At 68.2% G+C, this 19453-nt stretch carries 12 protein-coding genes; 7 read left to right on the plus strand and 5 right to left on the minus strand.

From position 1 onward, the window contains the following. Nucleotides 1-646: hypothetical protein (locus tag VD972_RS43765; protein WP_324995782.1), on the plus strand; the 646-nt coding region annotated here is incomplete at its 5' end. Then, entirely contained in the window at nt 643-1536 is an 894-nt protein-coding gene (locus VD972_RS43770; protein WP_324995784.1) for a glycosyltransferase family 2 protein, read from the plus strand. The genes VD972_RS43765 and VD972_RS43770, both read left to right, overlap by 4 nt. Before the next feature lie 45 nt (nt 1537-1581). Here VD972_RS43770 and VD972_RS43775 read toward each other — a convergent pair whose 3' ends face one another. Then, entirely contained in the window at nt 1582-2775 is a 1194-nt protein-coding gene (locus VD972_RS43775) for a glycosyltransferase family 4 protein (RefSeq protein ID WP_324995786.1), read from the minus strand. Then, complete coding sequence (locus VD972_RS43780; protein WP_324995788.1) at nt 2757-4298, minus strand: hypothetical protein; 1542 nt, start codon at nt 4296-4298, stop codon at nt 2757-2759. The genes VD972_RS43775 and VD972_RS43780 overlap by 19 nt, the downstream gene beginning before the upstream one ends. A 161-nt stretch (nt 4299-4459) precedes the next feature. Here VD972_RS43780 and VD972_RS43785 point away from each other — a divergent pair, with 161 nt between their 5' ends. From VD972_RS43785 to VD972_RS43800, 4 genes are all read left to right on the plus strand, one after another. Beyond that, nucleotides 4460-5713, plus strand: coding sequence for a glycosyltransferase family 4 protein (locus VD972_RS43785; RefSeq protein ID WP_324995790.1), 1254 nt, complete (start codon nt 4460-4462; stop codon nt 5711-5713). Between the two features lie 101 nt (nt 5714-5814). Further along, nucleotides 5815-6477 carry a PIG-L family deacetylase gene (locus VD972_RS43790; RefSeq protein ID WP_324995792.1) on the plus strand — a complete coding sequence of 221 codons (663 nt, stop codon included), beginning with the start codon at nt 5815-5817 and terminating at the stop codon, nt 6475-6477. A gap of 11 nt (nt 6478-6488) precedes the next feature. Further along, complete coding sequence (locus tag VD972_RS43795) at nt 6489-7586, plus strand: glycosyltransferase family 4 protein (RefSeq protein ID WP_324995794.1); 1098 nt, start codon at nt 6489-6491, stop codon at nt 7584-7586. 17 nt (nt 7587-7603) lie between these two features. Beyond that, on the plus strand, nt 7604-8857 hold the full coding sequence (locus VD972_RS43800; RefSeq protein WP_324995796.1) for a phosphatidylserine decarboxylase family protein: 1254 nt from the start codon (nt 7604-7606) through the stop codon (nt 8855-8857). Nucleotides 8858-8926: 69 nt separating this feature from the next. Here the strand turns inward: VD972_RS43800 and VD972_RS43805 are convergent, their stop codons facing one another. From VD972_RS43805 to VD972_RS43815, 3 genes are all read right to left on the minus strand, one after another. After that, nucleotides 8927-14770, minus strand: a complete 5844-nt coding sequence (locus tag VD972_RS43805) for a DUF3320 domain-containing protein (RefSeq protein WP_324995799.1) — start codon at nt 14768-14770, stop codon at nt 8927-8929. A 99-nt stretch (nt 14771-14869) separates the two neighbouring features. Continuing rightward, the gene (locus VD972_RS43810; RefSeq protein ID WP_324995801.1) at nt 14870-15082 is read right to left on the minus strand and encodes a hypothetical protein; all 213 of its coding nucleotides are present in this window, start codon (nt 15080-15082) and stop codon (nt 14870-14872) included. Between the two features lie 194 nt (nt 15083-15276). After that, the gene (locus tag VD972_RS43815; protein ID WP_324995802.1) at nt 15277-17028 is read right to left on the minus strand and encodes a sigma-54-dependent transcriptional regulator; all 1752 of its coding nucleotides are present in this window, start codon (nt 17026-17028) and stop codon (nt 15277-15279) included. A 117-nt stretch (nt 17029-17145) separates the two neighbouring features. On the opposite strand from VD972_RS43815, the gene VD972_RS43820 reads away from it, so the two are divergent. Next, nucleotides 17146-19453, plus strand: a 2308-nt coding sequence (locus VD972_RS43820) for a cyclic nucleotide-binding and patatin-like phospholipase domain-containing protein (protein ID WP_324995804.1), incomplete at its 3' end; no start/stop codon positions are given.

Raw genomic sequence — 19453 nt, forward strand, 5'->3', positions numbered from 1 at the left:
CAAGGCGATCATCGGCTATGGCGATACCCTCCTCTTCTTCCGAGGCAGGTATCACTGGAGCTACGTCGAGAAGCGGCGACGGGTGGCGGAGCTGCATGACGCGCCGGCAGGCTTCCGTCAGCTCTACGAAGAGGCCAGCGCCTTTCGCTTCGAGCCGGACTACGACTCCATGATGGGGCGCGATCTGGCCTCGTGGTTGGAGGAGGTGCGAAGGCACCTCTCGGATGTCCACCTTGCTTGTGAAGCGATCCGGATGGCCACCCCAGGGCTTCAGTGGGACGGCTACTTTGAGCGGGTGCTCCGGTACGCGCTAGTGGAGGGCGGCCTGCGAGCGCGGGTGTGGATGAGGAAGGTGCGCAATGCGGTGCGCTTCAGCCCCTCCGAGCTCCCGGGATTGGGGTGGCACGAGCAGCTGGGGCTCCAGCTGGGGGGGGCGCGAGGGCTGCTGGCCGCCATGTTCCCCTGCGTTGCCTACGGGGTGGGCGGGGAGCATGGCCGGGAGCTGACGCGGCACGCGCTGGGCGTCTGGGGGAGTGCCTCCGAGCTGCGGCGCGCATACCTGCGGTACTGGGGAGAGGTCAGCGACACGAACTTCGTGCTCATGGCACGCAGGCTCGGTCTGGTCCTGGAGGCTCGCGGACAATGAATTCAAGAGTCACGGTCATCATGCGCTCGAAGAACTCCGCGTGGGTCATCGGACAGGCCCTCTCGGGCCTCTTCTCGCAGCACCGCAGAGACTTCGAGCTGCTCCTGGTGGACTCGGGCTCAACGGATGCCACGCTCGACATTGCCAGGCGGTTTCCCTGCCGGGTGATCCAGATCGCAGCCACGGAGTACTTCCCCGGTGCGGTCCTCAACAAGGCCATCCAGCAGGCCCAGGGCGAGATCCTGGTGTTCCAGAACTCCGACGCGGTGCCCCTGGCACCCAATGCCCTCGAGCAGCTCCTGGAGCCCCTCGAGAGTGGCCAGGCGGATGCGACCTTTGCCCGGCAGCTCCCGCGCCCAGAGGCTCACACCTGGGTCCGGCGAGACTACTCGCTGGCCTTTCCCTCCCAGGGAGTCCCCCCTTCGTGGATGGTGTACTCGCTGCCCTTCGCGGCGATGCGGCGCGCGGCCTGGGAGCGGCATCCTTTCTATGAGGATGCCTGGGGATCCGAGGACACGGAGTGGGGACACTGGGCGCGGCAGAACAGGGTCGTCGCGCGCTATGTCCCGGAGGCTCTGGTCATGCACTCGCACAACTATACCCTCCGGCAACTCTACGGGCGCCGCTTCATCGAAGGAGAGGCGGACGCGTTCATCCTTCAGGACAAGGTGTCGATCCCGAGGTTTCTTCGCCGCCTGTGCAAGTCCTGGGCACGCGATGCCGGAGCCCACCTGGTGGCGGGTGATCTCTTGGGGCTCATGCTCTCGCTTCCCCGGCGGTGGGTGTACCACTGGGCCTACTGGAAGGGACACACGCTGGGCGAGCGGAGGAAGAAGACCGGAAGCCAGGACACGAGCATCGGCCAGCGGGTGGTCCTCAAACGGGGGTGATGAGGAGCCGCGAGGCCCTGGCTTGTGAGCGATGAAGCTTCGTGCTCAGGGCGCGGTGCTCCGGCGCACGGCCTGGCGCAGCTGGCCTTCCAGGCACTTGACGTAGGCATCAAGGCAGGCATGGGCTCTTACAACCTCGAGGGCCCGCTTGACGGTCGCCTCCTGGGCGCTCCGGTCGCCGCCCAGGGCGGAGAGCTCGTCCGCGAAGGCCTCGCCCGAGCAGACAGGTACGAGGCGCGCGACGTTGTGCCGCTCGAGGAACTCGCGGGCTCCACCGCTGGGCGAGGCCACCACAGGGAGGCCACAGGCCATTGCCTCGAGGTAGGTGAGGCCTTGCCCCTCGTGCTCGAGCCGCGAGAGGAACAGGAGCACATCTGCTTCCTGGTAGAGCGCGGGGAGCTGCTCGCGAGGAAGTTTTCCTGCCCAGGTGACGAGAGGCTCCACGCCCAGCGCCCGCGCCCGCTGCCGGAGACTTGCCTGGAAGCTCGGCGCATCCGCCTCGCCCACGAAGGTCAGCGTCGCGGGAACAGCACGCTGTTTCAGCACTGCCAGCGTATCGAGGGCTATCTCAGGGGCCTTGCTCGGATGGAGCCGGCCAACGCAGAGCAACCGTAGCTCCGAGCGCATGGGGCGGAAGGCACGCGGGGTGAACAGGGAGAGATCCACTCCCTGAGATTGGACCGCCCCGGAGGCCAGGGGGACGCCGGCATTGCGCACCACGCGGCGGACCGCCTCCGAGAGATAGAGGACGCTCGCGGCCGAGAGCCCTCTCCACGTTCGTGCGGGCACGAGCACCTCATCGAGCCACCGGCCAATCCAGGTTCCGCCCCGAGGGCTCAGGCCGGCTGAATATGCGACGGGCCAGTCGTCGTTCACCGTCAGCACGAAGGGGATGCCTGCTTGCTGCAGCACCCGCAGCGGCGCGAGTCCGAGCCTGCGAAGACTCATGACCAGGGCGACCTGCGGCTTCGCGTGGGTTCGCAGGTATTCTCGCGTCGCCGCTTGATTGAGCAGGCCAGCCCAGAAATGGCGGAGACGATCGCGGCCTGCGGGACGCCCGAAGGGACGGGCGAGACGCAAGGTTCGTATCACGGAGGCCTGCCCGGTTCGGGGGCCTGTCGTGAGGACTTCTACGGTGTGGCCACGGTGCGTCAGCACCTCCGCCACATCCCGGGCCAGGAGCTCGTAGCCTCCGAGGATGTCGGGAGGGTAGAGGTTGCTCAGGACGAGGATGTGCACGTGGAGCCTTCCTTGCGCGGCGAGGGCGCTTCAGTCTCGGCAGGGGGTGGGCTGGCCTCGGCGGGGGGGGCGCGCAGCCACCAGGTGAGGAGCGCCGCCGCGGTTCCCAGGAGCGTGACCCCACTGCAGATGAGCGCGCTGGCCAGGGCTGAACCCGTGGCGAGCGGAGCCAGCGCCCAGCCCAGGCTCAGCGAGACAAGTCCGGCCGTCCCGATGGGAGCCAGGGTCCAGGCGATCTCCTGGGCGCGCCAGCCGACCAGTGCGCGGGCCTTTCTCCAGATGAGCAGAGCGATCAGCAGGTTGCCGCACACAGTGCCTCCTGCCACACCCCAGACGCCGAAGTACCTCACCCCTGCGAGGGATACCGCGATGTTCAAGGCGTTCCCCAGAAGCATGGGGCGCGCGACGTCCCAGGTGCTGGTGCTGCTCACAGTCAGGGCGGCGGACGCGATCTCCTCGGCCGCCGCAATGATCGCGGCCGTCCCTAGCAGCGCCACGGCCACCCCGACGACTCGATCCTGCGCGAGCGGGCCCACCCACGCTCCCAGGAGGGCTGAGCCATCCAGGGCCAACGCCACGACACCGCTGGTAACCAGCCCCCCCAGGACCGCAGTGCCGAGTCGCATGGCACCTGGGCGGCCATCCGGATCTCCAAGGCGATGGAGGAGCCACCCGCTGGACTGCTTCGCCAGGGAAAAGATCTGATCGATGGAGCGGGAGGCGACCTGGTATGCGCCCACGGTGCTCAGGGGCAGGTAGGCCGAGAGAATGAAGACGTCCGCACGGATGGCCGCTGCGACCCCTACATTGATGGCCAGGGCTGCCATGCCCTGGCGAAAGGCGTCGTGAACCTCGGAGGACTCCCTCGGCCAGCCAGGGCGAAGCTCGAGGTCTGGGTCGAGCTGCCTCGCAGCCCTCGTGAGGAGCAGGGCCTCGATGCCGGCGCCGGCGAGCAGGCCCAGTGCTGGCGCGAGCAGCGATGGTGCCAGGGCCAACCCTCCCGCAGTCAGCGTGACCTGCGCCGTCGAGGCCGCTGCCCGGGCCCAGGCAAGTGAGGTGAAGGCCCCGCGCATCAAGAGGAGGGCTCGAAGCGGTGCCCCGAGCGAGCCCACCAGCCCTGCCGTGAGGGCTGGGAGCGCGGCATGGGTGAGCTCCGCCTGGAGAGTGCCCATCGAGGCCGGCAGACGGAGGAGCAGGAGGTATGCACCCAAGCTCATGCAGGGGCAGACGATGAGGACCACCCCCATCGTCAGGCGAACGAGCCTGCGCGTGACAGCATCATCCGGCCGGGCCGCGGCGCGCAGCACCGCGTTGCTGAGGCCCAGATCGGACAGCCCCACGAGGAAGCTCGTCGTTCCGAGCAAGGCCCAGGCCCCCAACCCCTCTGGCCCCAGGGAGTGCACCACCAGGGAGATCGTGAGCAGGCCCGCCACTGTCTGGGCGGCATGCCTCGCGCACATGGAGAGGAAGTCGGCCGTCATCCCCAGGGGCGAGTTGTCGCGTGCCATCGTCACGCAAGACATGTGCAGAGCACATGCCGCTTCTCCCACCGTCGTTTCCTCGGGCAGCGCCCCTCGGATCGTCTCAGGTGTCTCAGGCTGAGACGAGCCAGGTCCCTCGATGAGGCAAGGGCGCTCCAAAGAGAGGGCTGGTTGGTGGTCTGGGAATTGCCTGCCGTGCGGGCATGGCGAAGACAGCGGGGGACGGGCGACGCGTGGTTCACGTGCTGCGCAAGTACGATCCACGGGAGTGGGGAGGCACGGAGACGCATGTCGTCGAAGTGACGCGGCAGCTGGTGCAAATGGGCTGGGGTTGCGAAGTGCACGCTCCCCAGGGGCCCGCTGCACCTGATCGCTCGCTGGATCCCCGCGTCCCGATGGTGCGCTACCGGAGCTTCAACCCTTTTCTTGGAAGCGCGAGCAAGCGGCGAGCCCTGCTCTCCAACGCAGGCAATCTGGTGACGCTCGATGAGCCGCTCCGCCTCGCGCGCGATCGAGGAATCGCCCTGGCGCACCTTCACACAGCGGGACGTATCGGTGGCGCCGTGCGGACCGCCATGCGCTTCACGGGACGGCCGTACGTCATCTCCGTCCACGGGCCATTGCTCGCGCGGCGTGCGTGGCTGGAGGCGGAGATGACGCAGCGTTTCTCGGGGCTCGTCGATCTCGGTCGTCCCTTCGGAGCGCTGTTGGGGGCTCGCCGCGTGCTCCAGGACGCCGCGCGGGTGATTGTCTTCAACGAAGAGGAGCGCGTGGCCCTGGGCGAGCTCATCGGTCATCGCGTGGTCCGTCTTGAACAAGGTGTCAATCTCGAGCGCCTGCAGTCCGGTTGCGGCGACCGTGCGCGCCGGCGCTGGCCGCAGTGGGCCGGACTGCCGATCGTTGCCGTCATCGGACGGCTCCATCCTCAAAAGAACCAGCTCCTGGCCGTGCGGGCCTTCGCCAGAGGTGCGCCTTCTGATCATCACCTGGTGCTGGCCGGAGCGGTGGTGGACCCGGCTTACCGGGCTGCTGTCGAGCAGGAGATTGCAGAGTGCGGAGTGGCGTCACGTGTTCACGTGCTCGGAAACCTGGACCCCGATGAGGAGATCCCGGACCTGCTCGCGCTGGCGAAGCTCGTCATGGTGCCCTCGCTGCACGAAGCGTTCGGGCTGATCGTGCTGGAAGCATGGGCAGCGGCTTGTCCGGTGATCGTCGGAGTTCAGTCCGGGCTGGCGGACCTTGCGGAGGCCATCGGGGAGGCTGGGCTCCGCGTGCCTACCCTTGAAGTGGAAGCGTGGGCCGCAGCGCTGCGCCAGTGCTTGTCCATCCCAGCGCGGCTGGAGGCCGCGGCCCAGGCGGGGGCAGCGCTCGTGCGCCGGCGCTTCACCTGGGAAGCCGTCGCCAAGCGCCTTCACGGCATCTATCAAGCCGTACTCGAGCAGAGGAATCCTGAATGAGAAGGCAAGAGCTCCTGCGTAGGATCTCACAAGGACTCCTCCGGCCGGTGCTTGCACGCCTGGCGACGCCTCTGGACGATGACGAGCTCAGGCGCTCAGCGATGGCCTTCGCGCCACATCCTGATGATGAGACCCTGGGTTGTGGGGGGGCCATCCTCCAGAAGCGGCGATCCGGTGCCGAAATGCAGATCGTCTTCATGACCGACGGAGCGGCTTCGCATGCGCACCTGATCTCGCATGCCGAGATGAGGTTGATGCGGCAAAGGGAGGCTCTCGAGGCCGTGGAAGTCCTGGGGCTGGGGCCAGCGCATGTCTCCTGGTTGGATTTTCCCGATGGGGAGCTGAGCCTGTGGCGTGCGCAAGCAGTCATACGGGTGAGCAGGCTGCTCCAACGGCATCGCCCCGAGCAGATCTTTCTGCCGTACGCACGGGGTGAACATTCCGATCATGTCGCGACCCACTCGATCGTGTACGAGGCCATCGATAGGGTAGGGCTGGCGGCTACGCTCCTCGAGTATCCCGTGTGGAGTTGGCGGCATTGGCGTACGGCTGGGAGGTTCCTGCGAGAGCTTCGAACCTCCGTCGCCATCCACGAAGTGCTGGCCCAGAAGCGCGCGGCTTTGGAGCGGCATGTCTCTCAAGTGCGACGCAGGAATGGAGATCCGTGTTGGCGGACCCTCGGGGACATCGATCAGGGAGAGTTCCTCGCCTGCTTTTTTCAAGATTACGAGTACTACCGTCGCGTCGACCTGTGGAAAGTATAGAGAAGGTGCGAGTGCTGTTCGTCGCGTGGTTTCTCCGCCCGGATCGCCGGTGGCTGGGCGAGTTCCTCCCACCGGAGCGCTTCGAGTGCTCCTACGTGGGGCTGGAGGACCCTGTCGACTCGACGCAGAAGCGCACGCCCGGGAAGAAATGGTGGCAGCTGTTCCGGCTGGCCCTGAAAGCCCGGCGTTATCTGGCTCGCCATCCGCAAGACCTGATCGTCACGGCCTTCCCGCAGGGGGGCTTTACCCAGGGGCTCGTGAACCTGTTGAGCTTCGTGCGCACCCCGCACGTCGTCTGGTACTTCAACTGCGGCCACGAGTACCACGGGGTCCGCAAGTGGTTGTCACGGATCGCCTACCGGTGCGTGGACCGGTTCATCGTCTATACGAAGCACGAGCGCTCGGTCTACGCACGCGCTTTCGCCCTGCCGGAGTCCCGCTTCCACTTCACGTACCTGACTGGGGCGGAGCTGAAGGCCGAGGATTTCCGCGGGGCGCGTGAGCGCTTCGGGCTGGCGCCGCGCTACATCGGCGCGCTCGGCTCCTCGGGCCGCGACTATACCACCCTGTTCCGCGCGGTGGAGGGACTGCCTGTGCAGCTGGTGGTCGTGGCGCATCCGCATGGCTGGCCGGCCGGTCCAGTTCCACCCAACGTCAAGGTGATAACCAGCATCCCCCAGGAGGACTACCTGCGCATCATCGCGGAGGCGGAACTCGTCGCCATTCCCGTCAACAACCGGGAGACGGCGAGCGGGCAGATGACGTTGATCCAGGCCATGTCGCTGGGCGTCCCGGTGGTCGCGACCCGGTGCATTGGCACCGAGGACTACATCCGCCATGGGGAGAACGGCTGGTTCGTCCAGATGGGAGACGTGGAGGAGTGGCGGCGGACGCTGCTGTCGGTACTCGAAGAGCCCAACGCGCGGCGCCGGCTGGCCATCGAGGCGCTCCGCTTCGCCCAGGAGCGCTTCACGGACCGGGCCGGTGCCCGGGTGCTGGAGGCTCTGGTCGAAGAGCTGTGCCCGGCTGCAAGGCGGCTGCCAGCTTCAGTCGCTGGCGCTACACTCGGGGCTCCCACTGAAACCGACGACAAGGAGGAGCACCCATGAGTCATGAGGTTGATGCCATGATCGAAGTACGGTACCAGCGCCTGTTCGGCTACCGCGCTGGTTACCTGCCGCGAGACAGAAGAGCTCTCGATGAGTGGCTCCGGAGCCTGAAGAACCAGCTCCGTTACCGGGCCGCCGAGCGTAGACCCAGCGCGGCCGTCCGCAAACTCAAAGAGTTGATCGACGCGAATGCGATCGTCCGGATGTACGTGGCGGAGATGCTGGAGCAGGTACCGAGCGCTCACAAGGTGATTGAGAACACCGACGAACTGTTGGCGGCGCTGGATCACATCGCTGCGACCGCCCCGCTCTACAACCCGGACCCCAACAAGCGGAACGCGTTTCCGATGTCCTCGCTGTTCGCGTACATGATGATGACCCGCGCCGGTGAGGCGGTGTTCCGGAACGACGAGTTCAACCGTGCGATCAAGAACATCCTCCAGGAGTGGTGCCAATACCTGGACAGCCCCGAGAGCGCGCACGTCTTGAACGAGGGCGAGTACGGCTGGCTCTCGCAGTTCGCGTATCAGGACATGAAGCTGTACGAGTTCATCTTCGACCGCACGGCGCCTCACTGGGGATGGAAGTCGTACAACGACTTCTTCCACCGCGAAATCCGGAAGGACGCCCGCCCGATCACGGCACCGCACGATCCGAAGGTCATCGTTTCTGCCAACGATGGCAACCTCGTCACGATCGCGAGAGGCGTTCAACGCACCGACACGTTCTGGCTCAAGGGCGAGCCGTACTCGCTTGCGGACATGTTGGACAGGAGCGAGCACGTCGATCGGTTCGTGGGTGGCTACGTGTTCCAGTCGTTCCTGAGCGGGGCGAACTATCACCGCTGGCACTCGCCGATCGACGGTGTGGTGCGGGACGCACGTGTCGTGAACGGCTTGATGTTCAGCGAAGCGGAGTCCGCCGGCTTCGATCCGAGTGCGGGGATCCTGTCGGAAGGCTACGACGCCTGCGTGAACACCCGCGGGCTCGTCTTCATCGAGAGCCCGGATCCGAAGATCGGGATGGTGTGTGTCATCCCCATTGGCATCACCGAGATCTCATCGGTGACGATCAAGGTGAAGGCGGGGGACAGGCTCACGAAGGGCGACGAGCTGGGCTACTTCAGCTACGGCGGCTCGAGCATGTGCCTGGTCTTTCAGCCGGGCTCGATCGATCACTTCACCGTGCCAGCGCCACCGCCGCTCCCCGTCGTCGATCCGACCAGCGGCCCCGCGATCCAGGTGAACGCGCAGATCGCCATCGCGAACTAGCCACTGTACCCCAGGCACCCGGGACCTCCTGGAGTGCCGCACTGTTTGCGGCTTCCCGGAGGCGCCGAGCTAGCGCTTCCACACCACGCGCTCGCCCTCGAATGCGCACCGCCCTGTGCGCTCCAGGTGCAGGAGGCCCGCTTCGAGCACGGGGAGCACGGTCCGCGTCAGTCGCAGCACGCCGAACAGGCGCCCCGTCTCTCGGCAGAGGTCCTCCTTCCCCAGTGACAGCGCCTGCGCGAGCACGGAGGCCGCCGCGTTGGCTACCTCCTCCGGCGGGAGCAGGGAGGCCTCTCGCTCCTCATGCGCTCCACGGAACTCGGTGTATTGCTCCGGATCGCGCGCAGCCCACCAGAGGAACTCACCCCGTGCGAGCACCCCACCACGCCGGGTGAGCTGCTCGAGCTGCTCCGTGAGGCGAGCACGGACCCGCGGCGTCAGCTTCGTCAACCCCCATGCCTCCAGGATGCGCCGCCCGAGCAGGTCCTCGTGCATGGGAGCCTCCTGTTCCAGCACGGCCTCGATCTGCTCTCGGAGGCGCACGGCGGAGCTGGGAGCAAAGAGGTCGGCCCCCTCGCGAACCGGAGGGAGCTTCGCGGGCAGGTAGGGCTTCACGGGAAGGGTGGGCACGGGCCCGCTGGGCGCAGTGCTCGTGGCGCGCTCTGGTGCCTCGTCCTCGCTGTCGGAGAGAGGAGGGGAGGGCTCCACCGGAGGCAGGGCGCGAGGCGGGGGCTCTTCCCGAGAGGCCCTCAGCGCGTGCTGGACTGCCTCCGCGAGTCGCTTCACCTGTCCTTCTCGATCCTCCAGCCAGTCAGGCGACCACACGCGATGAAGCCGCCAGCCGAGTCCTCGGAGCACCTCAGCCCGCAAGCGGTCTCGGTCTCGGGCGCTCGACGCCGAGCCGTAGTGCGGACCATCGCACTCCACACCCAGCACGTACTCGCCAGGGCGCTCGGAGTGCACGACTGCCAGATCCACCCGGTAACCGCCGCACCCCACGTCCGTATGGACCGAGTAGCCCATTCCTCGGAGCGCTGAGGCCACCTCCTGCTCCAGCGTGCCCGTGGGCTCGCGCTCCGCCGCCGCGGCAGAGGCGTTGCCCGCCTCCTTGGCCCGCCGCAGGAACTCGCGCAGGTGCCGCGCACCCACCGAGGAGGTGCGCGACAGATCGATCTGGTCGTGCGTCAGCGTCGAGAAGACACGCAAGGCGCAGCGTGCGCGGGTGACGGCCACGTTGAGCCGCCGCTCCCCGCCCGACCGGCTCAGCGGGCCGAAGTTCATTCGCAGCTTCCCGGCCGCATCCTTCGCGTAGCAGATGCTGAAGAGGATCTCGTCCCGCTCGTCCCCTTGCACGTTCTCCAGGTTCTTCACGAAGACGGGCTCGCCGGAGCTGAAGTGGGCCTCCAGCTCCGGAGACCTGGCGCGCTCCGCGTCCAGCAGATCCAGGATGAGCTGCTGCTGCACCACGCTGAAGGTGACGACACCAAAGGTCCGCTCGTGTGGCGCGTAGCGGCGTAGTGAACGCACCAGCTCCGCGACCAGCACCTCCGCCTCGCGTGGGTTGATGGCCGCGGTCTTGCCCGCAGTCTTCGACTGATAGACGCCATCTGGGACTGGGTGCCACTTGATACCCAGGTCCTCCACGTGGGCCCGCGCCGCGGGGAACACGTGCAAGCGGCCCTCGTAGTACTGCCGGTTGCTGAAGTCGATGAGGCTGTCATGCCGGCTGCGGTAGTGCCACCCGAGCATCTGCTGCGGGAGCTGCTTGGCCAGGGCCTCCTCCAGGATGCTCTCCAGCTCGACGATGTCGTTCTCGTCGGGCAGGGCCTCGGAGTCATCGCCCCGAGTGAAGAACGCCGTGGGCGGCAGCTGCTTCGAGTCGCCCACGATGATGACCTGCTCTGCTCGCGCGATGGCGCCGATCGCGTCGTGGGTTCCGATCTGTGAGGCCTCGTCGAAGACCAGCAGGTCGAAGCGCCGTCCCTCGGCCGGTAGGTATTGGGCCACCGACAGAGGGCTCATCAGGAAGCAGGGCTTGAGCCGCCGCGCGAGGTTGGGGATTGCACCCAGCAGCTTGCGCAGCGCCAGATGGCGCGTCTTCTTGCGCAGCTCGCGCGAGAGGATGCCCGGCTCGGAGGTCTCCGTCGCGAGCGAGAAGCCCGCGGGGAGCTGCCGCTCCAGGGCCGAGATGACCTTGCGGCGCGACAGCGCGAGGTGCTCGCCGTCGAGCTGGCGGAAGCGGTCAATGCGCCCTCCGTGGGCCGTGCCCTCGAAGTCTCGCAGCGCAGGCTCGGCGTCCTGGAGATCCCGGGTCCACGTGGTGAGCACGGCGCGCTCGAAGGTGAGGCTCAGCCGCTCCGCGGGGAGCTCCTGGGCCTCCACCGCCTCCACGAATGGGCCCTGGCCCAGGGCTCGGAGTCGCTCGGCCTGCGCCTGGTAGAGGCACCATGGGCGGAGCGCCTTGAGCCCCTGGCGCCACGTGTCGAGCTGGCGGCGCAGCGAGGGGCGGTGCTGTGCGGACGTCGCCGGCTCCCAGGGGCGTGCTCTCAGCAGCCCGGACAGGGACTCCTCGGCACGGGCCAGCCGGTCCAGGGAAGCGCGCAGCTGCCGGGCCTGAGGCGCCAGCGCTTCATGCTCCGCGGGGCTGGAGGGGAGCTGCACGCGCGGCACTCCCAGCGCGCTCCGAAGTTCTCTCGTCTGCGCGGCGCGCTGGACGAGTGACTCCAGGGGCTCAGGCCGCTCGACGTCGGCAGCGGAGATGCCGCGCAGCGCGGCGGTGAGGGCCTGGGTCTGCTCGGTGAGCCGTGGGCGCTGCTCGAGCACCTTCAGCGCGGTGCCGAGGTCCCTGGCGATGTCCGGGTTCCCAGGCAGCTCGCCCGTCGCGAGCCCCTTGAGCACCCGGCGCGCACTCCAGAGAAAGAAGAAGGCCAGGAGCACGAAGGCGCTGGCCCACTTCTGGAAACGCGTGTGGAGGGCAGGCAGCTCCAGGGTGAAGAGCTCAGGCTTCCAGCGCGAGGCGAGCTGGGACTCGCGGGTGGACTGCTCGCGCAGGGCCAGGGCGTGTGCCTTCACCTGCCGGGCCGTGTCTGGCCAGACGTCATCCATGAGGGCTACGGAGGGGACTGGGCCCGCGGAGAGCACCTCGCCCAGCTCCGTGAGGGTGCGCAGGCCCTGTGTCGAAGCAGGCACTTCGATGCCGAGCGTCGCGGCGAGTGGGGCCGCCTCCTTCTCCACACCTTCCAGCGCGGCATGCGCCTCGACGAGGGCAAGGTGGACCTGCTCTTCAACGGCATGGCTCCAGGTCAGTCCCCGCACCGGGCCCCAGGGATGGGGACCCAGGGCACGAACGGCCTGGAGCTTCCGGGAGAGCTCCTCCACCTCGGCGAGCGCTTCTCGGAGCCGGGCCTCTGAGAGCTCCTGGGCAGCGGGGAGCGGGAGGCGCACCTCGGGCAGCTCGCGCAGCGCCAGCAGCCGACTGGTGGCGGCATAGACGCTCATCCCCAGGGGCCACGGCTTGTGGAGCGCGCGGACGTAAGCATTGAGCGCCTCGCGCGAGGTGCCCAGCTCGGCCGAGCGCTCCTCCCAGCGTGGCTCAGGAGTCCGTTGCGTGCGTTCGAAAGCGCGGGCGAAGGAGGCCAGCACCTCCTTCTTGTTGCTCTTATGGCTGTGCAGCTCCAGGCAGAAGTCCTCGAGCCCCACCTCCTTGAGGCGCCGATGCACCACGTCCAGCGCGGCCATCTTCTCGGAGACGAAGAGGACGGTCTTCCCCCGCGCCATCGCGGCGGCGATGAGCTGGGTGATCGTCTGGGACTTGCCAGTGCCGGGTGGGCCCTGGAGCACGAACGAGCGTCCCGACAGCGCCGAGGCCACCGCGGCCATCTGCGTGGAGTCCGTGTTGACGACACTCGGGAGCTCGGCGGGCGCCACCTCCTCATCGATGCGCTCGGGGGCGTACTCCTTGCCAGTCACTGGCGGCGAGGAGGCCCCGACGGCGGCGATGTGTCGCACGAGCGGGTTGGCCAGCAGGACGCCCTCGTTGTCCTCCAGGTCCTTCCACATGAGGAACCGGGTGAAGGTGAAGTGGCCCACGTGGGCCTCGTCCAGGACTTCCCAGCCCGCGCGGCTCTGGATGGCCTTGCGCACCGCGCGGAGGATGCCGACCACGTCCAGCCCATTCTCATCGGCCTCGAGGGAGGTGAGCGCGCTGGCGTCCAGCCCATGGTCGCGCCTGAGCTTCTCGGCGAGGGTGACATTGCCGAGCGGCTCCTCTGCCTCTCTGACGAGGCGCACTCGCTTGCGGTCTCGATCCAATCGGAAGGCAGCGGGGTAGAGGAGCAGCGGCGCCAGGCGCGGCGTGGGGTCTCCCTCCTCGAACCAGCGCAGCATCCCGATGGTGAGGTAGAGCGTGTTGGCCCCTCCCTCCTCCATGTCCGTGCGCGCGGTTCGATCCAGGTGCCGTGCGCGGGACCACAGCTCGGCCTGCCGCAGTGATGCGTGGATCAGCCTCTTGGCAAGATCCTGCCGGCGCCGCTCAGCGAGCTCCTCCTCCGTGCCGCGGGTCTGCTGGAGCTTCGCGGCCCGCGCGTCCCGCTCATCCTCTTCGGGGAGGGGGAGGAGCTCGTAGGTCTCCCCCGAGGAGAAGACATCCTCGAAGGATGCCAGCTCCGGCACCTGGAGCGGCAGGGCGCCCCGGGTGTCGAGCCGGAAGCTCAGCAGCCGGTTGCGCAGCGTGAGATCGAGCAGCTTCTCCTTCCACCGGGCGACGCGCGAGACGAGCTGCGGCGGCGGGGGCTTCGCATCAACCGGGGGCGGAGCGGCGGCGGCACTCTCCAGGATGGCGCGGATGCGCGCATGGGCAGGCTCGGGGGAGTCACTCTGCGGTGGAGGGGCCTCCACGGTTCGTAAGGGGAGCGGCCGGTAGCGATCGAAGCGCAGGACATTCACATCCAGCGCCGCACGGAAGCGCGCATCCTCCGCCAGGTACTGCTGGGCCACGGCAAGGGCCCGGTCGAAGGCGGGCTGCCCGGCGCTGACGGCGGTGGAGACATCGAACGGGAGCAGGTGGCCCAGAGCCACGAGATTGCGGAGTCGCGCTGCATCCTCAACGAGGCCTTCGGGGAATCGCTCATCGATGAGCCACACGGCGGGCAGGGCGTGGCCTTCCACGAGGAGCAGGAGCGGGGAGAGGCCCATGGCCTCGAGCGCGGCGGCGGCCAGGAGCGTGAGGTCCAGGCAGCACCCCATGCGCTCGCGCAGGAGCTGATCGGGCAGCCGTACCTTCTGGCCATGCTTCTCGAAGCTCGGGGGCACCTCCGCATAGCCAAGGTTCAGCGCCTGGAGCGTCTCGTAGAGCGCGGCCACCTGGGTGTGCACGTGGGCGGGGTTGCGCTTCTGATAGCCGGGGAGACTGCCGTCGCCCACCGCCTTCTCCAGCAAGGCGCGCACGTCCTTGAGCAGCTCGGGGATGATGGGGTGATTGGGCGTGACAAAGGTGGCCAGCAGCCCCAAGGGCGCGCGCGAGCCAGGCCAGTGGTTGTAGGGGAGGACCTCGACGTCCACGGAGCCTTCGGTGAGGACGCTGTCCTCCTGGTGGAGCGCCCAGCGGAGTCGAGCCCGCTCCGTCTCGGTGACGGTGCGCAGGCGGCCAGCGGGCAGGCCCAGGTCGATGACGCCGAGGCTCAGCTCCTCGCCGGCGGGGAGCGCGGGGACACGAACGCGAACGGCGTCGCCGAGATCCGGCAGGAGCTGGAGCTCCAGCTCCGAGGGGGCGAGCGCCTCCGCGCCAGTGTTCCGCAGGAGGACGTCCCGGACCAGCGGGACGCCGCTCTGCTCCATCGCGAAGTTGAGCGTAGGGGCGACGGCGATCTCCAGGGAGAGCGCGGCCAAGGGTGTGCCAGAGGCGGGTACGGACATGGATCCTCGGGAGGTCGTGACGTGCCCGGAGAGGACGCGCAGCATGCCACGAACCTGTCGGACAGGTAGACAGGTTCAGAGAGGACGTGCCCGGTAGGCTCAGCTCTCCACGGGCGCCAGGGGCTTCCGCTCGGTCGCGGGGGCGCCGCCTTCCTGATCGATCATCTCCTGGAGGACATGCATGGCGCCCTCGATCCGGAGGAGGGAGGTGGAGAGGTTCTGCCGTTTGGCATCGAGCTCGGCGAGCATCTTCTTGCCGTCCTCGTACTCAGCCTTGAGGGTCTCGAAGCGTTCCTGCAACCGGGTCTTCATCCTCTGTCTTCCTTTCGTAGCCTGTGGGCGAGCCTGCCTCACGGGCGCTCAGGCCGTGACCCTAGCGCCTGGAGGAGCACGGGGACGAACTTCTCATATTGGACGAGCCGGTGCTTGCCGTCGATGAGCCGGAAGACTCCGAGATCGGGCGGAACTCCCCGCGCTGGATGCCTCGCTCCAGCAGCTGGCAAGCGTCAGGCGGCCTCGTTCTCCTCCAGCAGCGCGGCGAACGGAGAGCTACCCTCTCCCAGCTCTTTGTAGAGGGCCTCCACCTTCTCCAGCTCCCGCTTGAGCACCTTGTGGTGGTTGCGGTTCTTCAGCAGGTTCTCCCGCCCCAGCGCCCGGAACGCATCCTCGCGGCCCATCTGCTGGACAGCCTGCCCGAGCACGATGCCCACCAGCGACTCGGCCAGCCCCAGATCCAATGACGTGCCACGACGCTTCGCCTCCGCAATGAACGCGTTCGCTGCCGAGCGGAACGCCTCCGTCACCGAGCTGGTCGCCTTGCCTGGCTCGCCCGTGGCCCCCTCGTACTCCAGCGCCCGCGAGACGTGGCCCTCCGACAGCGTCAGCTCTGGCGAGGCCCCGTGCTCTACCAGCGCCAGCGTGTAGGCCCGGCGGATGATGTTGTCCAGCTGCCGCAGGTTCCCTGGCCACGTGCGCCGGCTCAGCAGCTGCTCGGCCTCGGGCGTCAGCCGCGCCTGCCCCTGGGGGAACTGCTCCTTGTGCCGCCGGCCCACCATGTAGTTGGCCCAGAGCGGGATCTCGTCCCGGCGCTCATCCAGCGAGGGCACTCGCAGCGGCAGCACGTTGATGCGGTAGTACAGGTCCTCGCGGAAGCGCCCCGCACGCACCGCCTCGCGCAGATCCACGTTCGTGCCGATGATGAACCGCACGTCCGCGCTCCGATCGCCCGCCCCATCTCCCAGCACCCGGTAGGAGCGCTCCTCCAGCACCCGCAGCAGGCCCGCCTGCGCCTTGAGCGACAGCTTGTCGATCTCGTCGATGAAGAGTGTGCCGCCCTCCGCCCGGCCGAGGCTCCCCAGGCTGTCCTTCACCGCGCCGGTGAATGCTCCCTTCTTCCACCCGAAGAGCTCCGCCATCTGCAGATCCTCGGGGACCGCGATCAGATCCAGCACCTCGAAGGGCCCCTTGCGCCGGTTCGAGCGCGCGTGGACCCACCGCGCCAGCCGCGACTTGCCCGCCCCTGTCGCCCCGCTGACGAGGATGCTCTCCTCCTGCTGCGAGAAGACGTTCAGGATGGGCAGCAGGTTCGCCATCGACGCGCCCACCACGGGCAGGTACTCGTCCACCTCCACCTGGGGAGCCGGGCGGAACGGCAGGCCGGTGAGGTACGGCGCAGACACCTTCGCGATCGTCTGCAGCTGCTCCACGCACTCGCGCCAGACGAAGTCCTGGCCCATCGCCGCCGGGCTGTCCGCCTCCAGCGAGATCATCCCGCCGATCCCCGAGCCCAGCGTGGGCAGCGGGATGACGCACACGTGCGAGGCCTGCCGGCTCAGGAAGCTCTGGCGGCTCTCCTGGCTGCCGAAGCTGCCCGGCAGCAGCTCCTCTTCCTTGTCCGGGGACTGCGGCGAGTACGGTCTCAGTGTCCCCAGCGTGACGTCGATGAAGACGGGGCACCCGTGCTGCACCACCGAGCGCCACGCCGTCGCCGACACCAGGCTCGGAGCCCCGCGCGCCCCAGCACTGCCGGCCGTCTGCACCGCCGTGGCGCCCTGCTCCAGGATGGCCAGCCTCAGGTATCCCCCCGAGGGCCGCAGGTGCACCATGCCCCGCAGCACCTTGCCCCGCCCCGCCAGCTTGCTGGCGGCGATCGCCCGCTCCGTCAGGCTCATCAGGGCCGCCAGTGTCCGCGCGGCCGCATCCTCGAAGTCTCCAGACTTCGACAGCGCCATCACCAGCGAGGACAGTTCTTCTTGCATGGAGTCACCCAAGTCGTTGAATTCCGGTGCGCAAGCCAGGAGCCTGAGGGCTCAAGCACCTGCCCATCCTCTCAGAGCCCGGGTGCCCCTTGAAAGCATCTACAATGAAGGAACCGCATGACGAGCGAGCATGAGAAGGCTGGGGCCCTGGAAGGCCCAGGTGGGGGCATTCCTCCGCTGCACTCCAGCGCCTTGAGCCGGTGGCTCGAGTCCCACCCGGAGCTCGTGACGCGGTTCTTCCAGGTGCAGTCCTTCCCGAGGGAGACCCGCATCTTCCGCAGCCAGGAGGCGCTCTCCGGAGCGTTGCCGAGGCTCGCGATCATCCTCTCCGGGGAGCTGGCGCTCACCCAGCTCTCGCCAGGGGTCCTGGCGCCGCACCGGGCCCTCTACCGAGGAGACCTGTGGGTCAACCCGAACCGGACGGGCTCGAAGCGGAGCGGGCCCACCTCGGCCATCCACCTCATGTCCGTCTCCGCGAGCCAGGTGCTGCTACTGACCGAGCAGGGGCTGGGCTCGCTCCCAGAGCAGGAGGCGAGGGAGCTGGAGCAGATCCTCGATGACTCCACGGCGCTCCTCCACGCGCGGCGCGCCTTCTTCCTCGCGATCCGCAAGACCCTCCAGCTCCGGAAGGCGGCGGTCCGGCACCTGCACGCGCTGCTCGACACGGTGGAGGTGCGCTCTTACGAGGAGGGTGGCAACGGCGGGGAGATCATCATCCAGCAGGGCAGCACCGAAGAAGCGAACAAGGGCATCTTCCTGGTGCTGGAGGGACAGCTCGGTGAGTGGAGGGATCCCCAGGGTGCCGAGACCGAGCCCGTGCTCATCCGCCCCCTCTACACGGGGAGCATCTTCGGGGACGTGGTGCTGCACAGCGACAGGCCCCACCCGACCACGGTGAAGCTCCACACCGGCAAGGCCCGAGTGGCCTTCCTGCCCCAGAAGAGCAGTGAGCAGCTGATCCACCGCTCCCCCTTGTTTGCGCATGCCGTCTCTCCAGCTCCCAGCGACAGCTGGCAGCGCATCGCGGATGGCGGCACCTTGCTGGCCCATCCTCCCGAGGTGGTGCTGTTCCGGAGCGATGCGTCCGATGCGCCGCTGGAGTTGCTGATCCAGGCCGTGGCCGAGGCGACCCACCAGAGCCACAGAGACCGCATCCTGCGGGTGGAACTCGTCCCTTCGTCGCAGGTGGGCACGCCCGAGCTGCCGCCGGAGCCGCGCCCCGGAGAGGTGCCCCTCTATCGCCTCCGGGCCCACGACGGACATGCCGCGGCCCTCGCGCTCCAGGAGCTGGCTCGATCCCTCCGTGGGAAGTGGGACCATCTCTTCGTCCATGTGGACCCGCGCCTGTGGCTGGGGCTCGTTCCTCCTCCTGGGAGTGCGCTGGGCTTCCGGCCGTTCCTGGGCGGAGAGGTGGCCTGGAAGCTGGTGGAGCTCTCCCGCGATCCCCTGGCTGTGCCGCCGCCGCCAGGCTTCGACCACGGGTCCATCCTCTACGCGGCGCTGCTGGCGCCCCACACGGAGCGCCTGCAAGGCCCGGCGTTCCCGTCCGGGACGGTGCGCCTCGCGCTGAACTTCCGGAACTTTTCCAGCCGGCGGACCTTCGCCCAGTGCTCCCCGGCGGAGCAGGCGAGCTTCCAGCGTTGGGGGCGCGCCATCACCGAGAGGATGGTTGGAGTCGCCCTGGGCGCAGGTGGGTCCTGGGGCTACGCCGAGATCGCCCTCATCCGCGGGATGCAGCAGCGCAAGATCCCCATCGATGTCGTCAGCGGGACGAGCTTTGGGGCCCTGGCAGGGGCCTTCTACAGCGCGCTGGGAGACTCGGGGCTGGAGCTGCTGCTGAAGGAGGGCGCCAAGTTCAACGCGGTCGTCCTCGCCAGCATCATCAACTCGAGCGCCATCACGCGCTTCATCGATCGCCTGCTCGGCCATCGGCGGCTGGAGAAGACCGAGCTGCCCTTCTTCCCCGTGGGGACCAACGTCTCCAAGTCCCAGGCGTGGGTCGTCCAGCAAGGCACCCTGGGCGCGGGTGTTCGCGCCAGCGGCATCATGCCCGGCCTGCTCTCCCCGGACTATGCGGACGACAACAGCCGGGTCGTCGATGGCGCCTTCATCAACTGTGTCCCGGCGAGCGTCCTGATGTCCCATCGCGCCAACCTGATTGTAGGGACCAACGTCCTCTCGGATCCTCCCGATGAGGAGGAGCGCGGGCCACTGCTGCCGGGCCCACTGGGGTGGTTCCTGCACGGGCTCAACCCTGTCGGGCGCATCTCCGATGCGGTGCGCGCGACGCTCATCCTGTTCCACACCAGTGGAGAGCAGAGCGTGTCCCACGCGGATGTGACGTTCGACAGCCCCTTCTGTCCGCTCCCGCCCTGGGCCTTCGCGCAGGGGCAGGCCATCGTGGACAGGGCGGCCAGCGTCCTCG

Origin of the sequence: Hyalangium sp., assembly GCF_035629615.1 — a bacterium.
Taxonomy (GTDB): Bacteria; Myxococcota; Myxococcia; order Myxococcales; family Myxococcaceae; genus Hyalangium.

Bases quoted from the DNA above. Each gene is read 5' to 3' on its own strand.
- VD972_RS43770 (WP_324995784.1), top strand. From the start codon at position 643: ATGAATTCAAGAGTCACGGTCATCATGCGCTCGAAGAACTCCGCGTGG.
- VD972_RS43780 (WP_324995788.1), bottom strand. From the start codon at position 4,298: ATGTCTTGCGTGACGATGGCACGCGACAACTCGCCCCTGGGGATGACG.
- VD972_RS43785 (WP_324995790.1), top strand. From the start codon at position 4,460: ATGGCGAAGACAGCGGGGGACGGGCGACGCGTGGTTCACGTGCTGCGC.
- VD972_RS43790 (WP_324995792.1), top strand. From the start codon at position 5,815: ATGGCCTTCGCGCCACATCCTGATGATGAGACCCTGGGTTGTGGGGGG.
- VD972_RS43800 (WP_324995796.1), top strand. From the start codon at position 7,604: ATGATCGAAGTACGGTACCAGCGCCTGTTCGGCTACCGCGCTGGTTAC.
- VD972_RS43805 (WP_324995799.1), bottom strand. From the start codon at position 14,770: ATGTCCGTACCCGCCTCTGGCACACCCTTGGCCGCGCTCTCCCTGGAG.
- VD972_RS43810 (WP_324995801.1), bottom strand. From the start codon at position 15,082: ATGAAGACCCGGTTGCAGGAACGCTTCGAGACCCTCAAGGCTGAGTAC.
- VD972_RS43815 (WP_324995802.1), bottom strand. From the start codon at position 17,028: ATGCAAGAAGAACTGTCCTCGCTGGTGATGGCGCTGTCGAAGTCTGGA.